The 9,439-nt window shown below is 56.0% G+C and carries 4 protein-coding genes; all 4 read left to right on the top strand.

Features of this window, described 5'->3' with window-relative positions; translation table 11 throughout:
• Nucleotides 1–272 precede the first annotated feature (272 nt).
• The 4 genes from DES29_RS11955 (at nucleotide 273) to DES29_RS11940 (ending at nucleotide 9,237) form a co-directional block, all read left to right on the top strand.
• A complete protein-coding gene (locus tag DES29_RS11955; protein WP_113854937.1) occupies nucleotides 273–3,446 on the top strand; it encodes a GDYXXLXY domain-containing protein in 3,174 nt (1,057 codons plus the stop codon).
• A gap of 93 nt (nucleotides 3,447–3,539) precedes the next feature.
• A complete protein-coding gene (gene earP / locus DES29_RS11950; protein WP_046446793.1) occupies nucleotides 3,540–4,664 on the top strand; it encodes an elongation factor P maturation arginine rhamnosyltransferase EarP in 1,125 nt (374 codons plus the stop codon).
• A gap of 145 nt (nucleotides 4,665–4,809) precedes the next feature.
• Nucleotides 4,810–5,367 (top strand): elongation factor P, encoded by a 558-nt coding sequence (gene efp, locus DES29_RS11945; protein WP_016474705.1) that lies wholly within the window; start codon nucleotides 4,810–4,812, stop codon nucleotides 5,365–5,367.
• Nucleotides 5,368–5,745: 378 nt separating this feature from the next.
• Entirely contained in the window at nucleotides 5,746–9,237 is a 3,492-nt protein-coding gene (locus DES29_RS11940) for an autotransporter domain-containing protein (RefSeq protein ID WP_170126134.1), read from the top strand.
• Nucleotides 9,238–9,439: the final 202 nt, after the last annotated feature.

Genomic DNA, 9,439 nt, shown 5'->3' with positions numbered 1-9,439 from the left:
TCGCGGCGAGCTGCGGTGGAGCCCCGCTCGAAAAGCTCAAGGCCTATATCGAAAGCCAGAATCGGCCTGATTGAGTCCGTTTGCACTTGCGCGCGCCGCCTTATATCCCCGTCATGAATGACAGGGCTTTACGACTCGTTTTGGTAAACTGTTTGAACGCCGACAAGCAGGAATCAGAACACATATATTGAAGGTGCGCCTGACGCGATTCGCCGAGCGTACCTTTTTCTTTTCTATGATTCCTTCCATTCTTGTCTGCGGAGACTAATCCTATGGCCGCTCAGCGAAACGTCCAGAAAAAGAAGTCCAAGCGCAAAAACACCCGCCGACAAAATCAGGACGGCAATCCGCGCTCGGAAGCGCCTTTCCTTCAAGAAGCGCCGATATCTTCTGCGGTTGCCGAAGCTTTGAGAGCAGAAGCTGCCGCGCCGACTGACCATGGCGCTTTGGAGGAGCCGGAAGCATCGGCACCCAAGGAATGCCTGACATCCGACGCATCAGCGCAAACGGATGCAAAACCGGCGGCTGTGACCGCCGCTGCAGAACGGCCTGCGGAAACACCTGCTGGCGAGCCCTCTGAAGAAGAAAAAGCGGACGAGCGCTCTGCAATCGCCCCTTCTCCAGAGACGGACCTGACCGAGGGCGTAGATGCGGTCTCTGGCGCCGCACCGAGCATTGCGCCCTCCAGGGCGCCGAACTTTGTCCTGGGGGCAGCAACGCCGCCGCCGGAAACGGCTGTCGAACGCAAAACGAGAACGGCCGACACCAGCCCAATTGCACCGGCACCTGCAGAAACACCTACCGTTTCCGCAGAACCTGCTCCGCTTGCTGCAGCGAACGCAGAAAAAAACACTGCTGACGAGGAGAGCGCTCCGCCAGCTGCGGACTTAGACCATGCTCGATCACTTCGCCCCTTCGGGATGATCATCGGGAGCTGGGCAATCCTTCTGCTCTCGGGCGCACTGCTTGCATTTGCAGCTGCAAATTGGACCGTCTGGTCCGATACGCTGCGGCTCACGATCTTTGGCGGCGCCGCACTGCTGAGTTTCCTCCCAACCGTTTGCTGCAAATACATCAGCCGCACGCTGCAGGACTGCTCTGCAGCCCTGGGCGGTCTCCTCACGGCGCTGCTATTCGTTGTTATTGGGCAAACCTGGCAGACCGGGGACGATGCCGCGAGCCTGCTCCTTGGCCTCTCAGCCATTCTGACGCCCTGGCTGCTCGTTATCCGGCGGCCGCTCATATTTACGCTTTGGTACGCCGCCTTAGCGGTCGGTTTGGGGCTCAAGGGCTTTGAGCGCTTTGGTGAAGCCCCTGATATCTTCACGCCGATGCTTATTGCCGCGGTTTTTGCCTCGGCGGCTGCCGTGGTGCTTGGCCTGAGTCTGCGGCTGCGGCCAAGTCCGGGACTTCGTGCCTCAGCGCTCCTCCCAGCACTTAATTTCTCAGTGCTCCTCGGCCTGCTGCCGCCAGTCGCCTTCGCCCTGGATAATGCCGGGCTTGAATCGCTCGCCGGGCTGGCACTGCTTTTTCTTGCCGGCGCTCTGATCGGCTCCGCTGCACTCTGGAGCTCACGGCTGCCGGAACTTCGTGCGTTGGCGATGCTGACATTAGCCGGGTGGGGCAACGCACTCCTCATCCTATTCATGCACCCGTATCTGGGCCATCTTTCGAGCACCAGTCTCGGATATGCCCTCACGCTCCTCAACGGCCTAGTCTGTCTCGCAGGGACCTTGAGCGCGGCTCGTTTTTCCCGCCGGCGGACAATGCATGCGAAGGCTCAAGACGCATCATCACGGCCCGACACGGGTCCTGAAAAATCCTGCGCAGCTTCTCATTCACTCCGAGCCTCTCTGGAAAAAGCCGTGGCGTCAGCCCCATCGGTTGCGGCTGGCATTCTCGGCGCGCTCGCGATTACGTTGGCGATATCGACGCTCCTCATGTTCGATGTCAGCACCTTTTTCGTTGAGGTTCTCTTTCTGGTCATCGGTCTGACGCTGGGAGGCTGGGCGGCAGTACAGGCTCGGCGCGCGCAGAAAACCAATGCCGTCAAGGTATTGTCGGCCTCGGGCATCACACTGCAGACTGCGGGACTGCTCTTTGCCGCTGTCGGCTGGCTGATGCTTGCTTCTGATTTGAGCGGCCAAAGTCCATGGACCATGATCATGCCGGCGGCAGCACTCCTATGCGCCTGGCTTTTCCCCTGGCGAGCGGTGCTTTTTGCTGCGCTCCTCTCTCCGCTTTACGTCAATATGCCGCTCCCCGGCGCCGTTGCCTGGAGCGATGTGCTCTTCATACTCACGCTGCTCACGGGATTAAGCGTGCTTTTCGGAAAGTCTGCCGCGCAGCGCGCTGAATCCCTGCTTCCGGCACTCCTTGCCGCGGCCTGGACGAGCGGGCTGCTGCAGCCCGAGAGTTTTGTGCATCAGCCCGTACCGACAGGGCACTTTGCTCAAATGCCCTCCATTGGGTTTATGGCCGCCGCCGCACTTCTTCTTATTGTCTGCCTCCGCGGCTTAGCGGCAGACCGGCATCGAAGCGTTTCGCTTCAGCGAGGCGCCGCTTTTATAGCCGCCGCTGCAGCTGCCGTCGCCGCTGTATGGATGCTGCCGGCAGCATCCGATTTACTCCTTCTTTCTGCCGCCATTTTGTCCGCTCTGTCACTTGGCGGAAAACGACTCGCTGCGGCAGCGTTCATTGCCACCGGCGGCCTCTTATTCTGCGCAGCAGACCTTTTCTGGACAGCCGCAGCCCCCGGCGTCAATCCGCTCTTGGAAGCGGCAAAAATCTACGGCGTCATGGGGCTGGCATTTGCTTTGAGCAGCCTGGCGCTCTGCCTGCGCCGATTCTCCGGCTCAAGCGTCAAAATGTTTGGTTTTGGCCTGCAGCAGGGCTTTGCTTTGGCCGCACTGATGATCACCGCAGCCGCAGTCGCCTTCACCGCCTTGAACCGCATTGACCTGCTCGAGCATGGCCAGTCCCGTATTGTGCGTTTGGTGCCAGCCGACCCGAGAGACATGCTCCTCGGGGATTTCATGGCATTGCGCTACGCATTTGATGATGAGGCCCTGCAGGTGCGACAGTCAGCCGATGCGGCAGTACACGTCGAAGGCTTCTGCCTCAGCATGCGGAACACTCAAAACCCGCCGAACGATGCTTCTGCGCTGAATCAGGCGGAAACAGCAGACAAACTGGATCAATGGGTCATTGTCGGCGCAAAACTTCGCCGTGACGGCACCGTTTCGGCCTGTCCCAAGGGAACGCAGTGGGAGCTCGCTGCACTGGCGGGCGAACCAAAAGTCCCGCGCCGGTGGTTCTTTCCGTCCGGCGAAGCGCATCGCTATGAACCTGCGGCGGCAGCGGATTTCCGCTGTCTCGGCCGCAACTGTATTCTTGCCGGGCTGCTTAACGCCAACGGGGAACCCATTGCCCGCCGCGCGGAATAAGTTGTCCGGCCATTCTTAAATTGACGCTCCTCGGGGCCCAGGCATCTTCCGCCAAAGGCTGCTGAGAACCCAAAAACATTTTTAACTGCTGCCATGAGCTTTCGATTTCCCTCCGCCGACATCTTTTGCCGCGTAATTGACAATTTCGGCGATGCCGGCGTCTGCTGGCGTCTGGCTTGCCGACTGAAGTCCCTCGGCATCGCCGTGCGCTTCATCACAGATCGTCCGGACGTGCTGCAGCTCATCGCCCCTCGTGCCGCAGAGGAAGCCCAAATTGCTGCCTGGGATGATTTTGCAAAAGCAGCCGCTCAGCCCGACTTTCAGCCGTCAGAGCTCATCATTGAAACCTTCGGATGCCGGCTCCCCGAAGCTTATGACGAAGCGGCGGCCAAGCTGCGGGCTCAGCGTCTTGCTGCGCGCCAAACACCGCCCTTTTACTTCAATCTTGACTATCTTTCCGCAGAAGACTGGGTGGAAGGAAGCCACAATATGGTCGGTCTTCACCCGCGTCTGGACCTGCCGAAACTTTGGTTCTTCCCCGGCGTCACCGACCGTACCGGCGGCGTACTGATTGAAGACGACTATGAAAAGCGTCAGCAGGCATTTGCACTGCAAAAGAAGGATTTTCTCCTTGAGCTCGGTGCTGATCCTCAACGCACCACCGTCTTTATATTCACGTATCCGGTGAACGACCTGCAAACCGCTGCCGCAGCCCTTCGGCAGGCGGCCGCCAATCGGCCGTTGAATGCATTGCTCGCACCCGGTGAAGCCGGCGACATTCTTGAGAAACTCCTCTCCGGCGCGGGCAGTGAACTCCGTACAGTGCGCACGCCCTTCGTTGCGCAAAAGGATTTCGATAAGCTCCTGTGGGCTTCGGATACGGCCATTATTCGCGGTGAGGACAGCTTCATACGCGCGCAGCTCGCAGGACTGCCCATGCTTTGGTCTACTTATCCGACGGAAGATCATGCGCATCGCGTGAAACTCGACGCTTGGCTCACCCGTTTTGTGCCCAAACTCGCGCCTTGGGGATTAAGCGCTTCGTACACAAAGCTCGCCCAAGACTGGCTCGAAGGTTCGGCAGCGAGCGAGGACATCTGCCGCTTTCTGCTTGAAGCCCGTCGTTATGCCCCCGGATTTGACGTCTGGCGCACAGAGCTCCTCGAGCGAGGTGATCTGGCACAGCATATGCTTGAACGTGCAGAACTGGGCATGTGAAACGGCGATATACAGCGAAAGCCGCTCCCCGGAGATTTCTAAGCAGCGCTGAGTCGGCTATAATCAGCTGCTTAAAGATTTTTCGTCCTTGCGCACATTTCACAGCGCCGGGGCTCGCAAACTCTGCTACAGGGAATTTATTCAAATGAAAACCGCACAGGAACTGCGCGTCGGCAACGTCTTCATGGTCGGCAAGGATCCGATGGTCGTCGTTAAGGCTGAATACTCCAAGGGCGGCCGCGGTGCCTCCACCGTCAAGATGAAGATGAAGAATCTTCTGACGAACGCCACGTCCGAAACCGTCTTCCGCGCCGACGACAAGTTCGAAGACCTCGTGCTCGAACGCAAGGAAGTCACGTACTCCTACTTCGCTGATCCGCACTATGTCTGGATGGACGAAGAGTACAACCAGTACGAAGTCGACGCCGATGTGATGGCCGAAGCCCTCAAGTACCTCGAAGACGGCATGCCCGCCGAATGCGTGTTCTACGAAGGCCGTCCGATCTCGATCGAACTCCCGACGATCCTCGTTCGCGAAGTCACGTACACGGAACCCGCCGTCAAGGGCGATACCTCCGGCAAGGTCATGAAGCCCGCCAAGCTGGCTACCGGCTTCGAACTCGCCGTTCCGGCCTTCGTCAACACCGGCGACAAGATCGAAATCGACACCCGCACGAGCGAATATCGCAACCGCGTCAAGTAATGCTGCTTGATTAGCAAAGAGCGATTCCGTTCGTGAAAGCCCGATCTATTATGGATCGGGCTTTTATTTTTTTTGTCGCCTGTCCGGTCTTCCCAATTCATCTTGAAAAGCCTTTTGCATCACAGGCATTACAGCACATATAAGGCATGCTGCTTGCGGCAAACAGTGTCTTATACGTTGGATTCAGGTTTGCCTTAGTGACTTAATTGCAACGCAATTCGGGTTTACACCATGCTCCCAAAAAGCCTGAACACGAAGAAATATGAAGGTTATAGGGTTACCCCCCCCCCCTATCAAAATAATTATCAGCTAGGCAAAGGCAAGGACAATGATCTCTGTTTTCACGCTGCAAAGCAGTCTTATGAAGGAAATGAGATCATGAACGCGAATTATCGAGTTGTATGGAGCGCCGTCCGCAAAGCGCTGATGGTTGTGAATGAACTAAGTTCAACAGGTCATGCAGGCTCCGTTGCCGCGGCTGCTTCAGTTGCTGTGATGCTGGGGACTGCAGCATTTCCGGCTCAGGCGGCTGTTGATTTGACAGAGGTATGCCCAGACGGGAAATGCGTGCTTGAAAACATCACGGAAAACGGCTCGCCGAGCTTGATACTGCAGGGGCCGAATACTCCCTCAAATCCGTCAGCCAATTATGCTTCCATTATTTTGTCAAATAGTTCGTTCTCTAACGGGAAAACCGGTTATGCCGTGCAATTTTCCGGATCTCAGACTATTGCAATCACCAATACGAAGTTTGAAAAAAATACTGGGGCCATTTGGTTCGGGGGACATATCGCAAAAAATAAGACTGATGCAACGAACTTTGCGGCATCCGATATCACACTGACTAACGTCGACTTCGTCAATAACACGGCAACAGGTTCCGGCGGTGCAGTCTATGCATACGGCAAAGCGAATGCACATATGACCGGCGGCAGTTTTGACGGGAACAGTGTTACCGAAACTCAAGAGAACGGTCAGGCACATGGCGGCGCAATGGTTGTCAAATCCGGAACCTGGACATTTGAAAACGTCGCCTTCAATAACAATGTGGCAAAGGCAACCGGTGATCAAGCCATTGCAACGGGCGGCGCAATATTGGTCGATATCACGACAGGTATCCAAGAACATGGATCCAACAGCGTCGGCAAGGTCATTTTTGATATTTCAAAGGACATGACTTATTCCGGCAATAGGGTCGAGTCTGAAAGCTCTAATCCAGGCAATACTTATAAATGGTATGCCTACACGAGCGGCGGGTTCCTTTTCTTGGACCGCGCGTCAGAAGGCACCTTCAAGATTGCCGAAGGCAGCACGCTCACTCTCGGACTTGCAGACAGCACTGGCGAAGATGATTCGATTGCAAGTGCTTTGCCGAACTCCAACAAACAGGATTCTGCCTATTCAACTCTGACTAAAACGGGGGCGGGGACCGTTCAGCAGAATTCGTCCATGGACAACTACTACGGCATTTTCAATGTCGAAGAAGGGACGTGGAACATGGCGAAGACTTGGAAGAGCCGTGCACACACAACCGTCAGCGGCGGCACGCTTAACCTTGCCAAGGGTTTGATTCTTGATAATCTGCAGTCGACCATAGCTTCGACCTATTACCAAGCCGGTCAGCTCACCATCAAGAGCGGCACGGTTCAGACCACGACCCTGACAATCCAAAACAGTGCCCAGGCTACCGAACCAAGTGACAAAGCTTCGCTCACTTTGTCCGGCGGCAACCTCATCGTAACCGATGCGCTGAAGGTCTCGGATGGCTCTTTCGAAATGACTGGCGGCATGCTTACGACCGGCATTGCCAATGTTTTCACCAATGAAACAGCTAACGGTTCGTTGTCAGGCGTGACTGCCTTGCAGACCGGGCTCACTATTACGGGCGGAACACTGAACTTTACGGATTCGGGCGAATATGCTTACGGCCTGCTCAGTCAGATGGCAAAGGCGGTCAACGATGAGGACGTTACCTACAAGTTTGAAAATGCCGTTCTGAAAGTTGAGTCCACGGATATCACGGATGGCAAGCTCGCTGTAACAGAGAACTTCACAACGGATGCCATTGACATTCAGGATGCTGATGTTGAAGTTGACGTTCAGGCCAACCTCACGCTTACCGGAACTGCAACTGCAGCAGCCGATACTCAAAAGCTCGTCGGAGAAGCCGCGAGCATTGTTGTTGCTGCCGACAAAACACTGACTGCCGGCTCTTCCGAGCAGGAGATTTTTGCGGCCGAGCTCCCGAAGGTGACGCTTGCTGGCACCAGCCGCTTCAACGTCCTCGGCATTGACCTGAATGTTGCCGAACTTGCCGGTTCCGGTACAACTTCAGTCGGCGACAGCACTGCGGCGGGTCGTCTGACCGTTGAAAAACTCTCCGGCACCGGCGTCATTTTCGTCGACCCGGCTTGGTCTGATACAGAAGAACTTAATGTCGTCGGCAATGCTTCTCATCTGGCCATTTCCACGATTAATGACGACAAACTTCAGGCGAAGCTGATTGCCGGTCAGAATGCTCTCATCGCATTGAATGCATCTTCTGCAGCGGCTGAAGATGCGTTTGCACGGTTGGCCGCCCAGAATGAAGATCTTGTTTGGGGTCCCGAAGGCATTACCGCAGCCCTTTATCTCGGCAAATCTCTGACCCTCGACAATGGCGGCGTGCTGGTTCAAGGCGGCACCGATAAAGATGGTACGGGACAGGCGACGGCGTCAAGCTCTGTTGCAACCAGCAGCGTTACCGTCGCATCCAACGGTCTCCTGATGATTAATCAGAGCGGGCTTTCGGGGGCAGCGATTGACGGCAACCTGAATCTGCAGAAAGACAGCGTCCTTGGCGTCATCAATGCCGACGGCAGTTCGATCGAACTTGCGACAGGCACCGTGACAGACGGCGGCACGACAGTTGTCACCGACAATCAGTTTGTAGCTGCTGAGCTCAATGCGGCATCAAAGAGCATCGTCACGACCGTTAAGAGCGGCGAACTTGCGGCTGCTGCGGCTTCCATGGGTCTTCAAGCCATGGCGCAGCGTGCGGATTCGATTCTTGCAGACAACATCGCGGAACGCACATCGAGCACGGTCACCGACTTGGGACCCGCCCTCTGGGTCAATGTAGGCGGCGAAAGCTACGAGACAGATAGCCTCGGCAGAGGTGCAGCGCTCAAGAGCGATATGGGCTGGGGAATTTTCGGTGCGGATGTCGGCATCACACCCAATGACCGAATCGGTGCTGCCGTCCAGTACGGTTCTGGCACTGCTAGAAGCTCGAATTACGGTATTCGCAATGAATTCGACAATGTTGGCTTCACTCTCTACTGCGTGCATGCGTTCACGGACAACATCAAGGTAACGGGAGAACTCGCTTACCTTCACGGTTCGAACGATGTAACAGCACGCGGAGATACGAAGTTAAACAACAGCGCAAGTGTGGATGTGCTCAGCGCCGGTATGCGCGGAGAACACCGCTTCCAAGTGGGTGCCTTCAGCATCGTGCCGAGCCTGGGTCTGCGCATCTCCCGCGTCAAGACGGATTCATTCACTGTAGGTGCCGTTAAGGTTGATTTTGACGATCAGACCATTGTGCAAGTTCCGTTGTCGGTGTCTCTCTCCGCTGACGTGCTTGACTATGAGGGTTGGAAGATCGCTCCGTTTGCCAAGGTCTCCTATGCGCCGATGTTCGGTGACAAAGAAGCAACAGTGTACGGCGTGGATCAAGACGTCTTCAGCACCAACCTCGTTACCGGCAGCCTCGGTGCAGCAGTTGAAAAAGGCGCATTCGCCTTTAAAGCTGCGGTAACCGGCGGCACTGGCAACAACGGTGCTTCTGTGATCGGAGGAAAGGTCGGCATTTCCTATTCCTTCTGATCTCATTAACACCCTGTTGAAATAGGCACCTTGAACGCTTGGATAACTGATTCATAAATCAGACGAGCGTTTTGGGCGCCGACCTCAATCCAACCTGAACTCCCGGATAACTGATCCATAAATCAGCGGAGAGTTTTAGGCGGCAGTTTCAATCCAAGCAGCGCGAGCATATCGCGCTGCTTTTTACTTAACTGACGCACCA

Origin of the sequence: Sutterella wadsworthensis (assembly GCF_003315195.1) — a bacterium.
In the GTDB taxonomy this organism is placed as follows: Bacteria; Pseudomonadota; Gammaproteobacteria; order Burkholderiales; family Burkholderiaceae_F; genus Sutterella; species Sutterella wadsworthensis.
The sequence above is the reverse complement of the archived record's forward strand: the minus strand, read 5'-3'. Positions and strand labels throughout refer to the sequence as shown.